The sequence below is a fragment of the Mesorhizobium sp. M7A.F.Ca.MR.362.00.0.0 genome, from assembly GCF_004023175.1.
In the GTDB taxonomy this organism is placed as follows: Bacteria; Pseudomonadota; Alphaproteobacteria; order Rhizobiales; family Rhizobiaceae; genus Mesorhizobium.
In genome coordinates this window covers 1-238 of record NZ_RZTF01001127.1, presented here as the reverse complement: position 1 = coordinate 238, position 238 = coordinate 1, and the positions used below count along the sequence as shown (strand labels likewise).

At 43.3% G+C, this 238-nt stretch carries 1 protein-coding gene; it reads left to right on the top strand.

Annotated features, from left to right (window positions below; all coding sequences use genetic code 11):
* Positions 1 to 238, top strand: a 238-nt coding sequence (locus tag EOC06_RS39365; protein WP_128310211.1) for an ATP-binding cassette domain-containing protein, incomplete at both ends; no start/stop codon positions are given.

The window sequence follows — 238 nt, the reverse complement described above, 5'->3', positions numbered from 1 at the left end:
ATCTTCCTGTTTTCTGATACGATTGAAGGCAATATTGCTTACGGTGATCCCAATACATCTAATGAAGCAGTTAAACTTGCTGCAAAATTAGCAGATGCCCATGATTTTATTAAAGATTTGCCAGAAGGCTATGACACCATTGTCGGGGAAAGAGGTGTCGGACTGTCTGGCGGACAAAGGCAGCGGATTGCACTGGCAAGAGCTATCTTAAAAGATCCGTCCATCCTGATTCTTGATG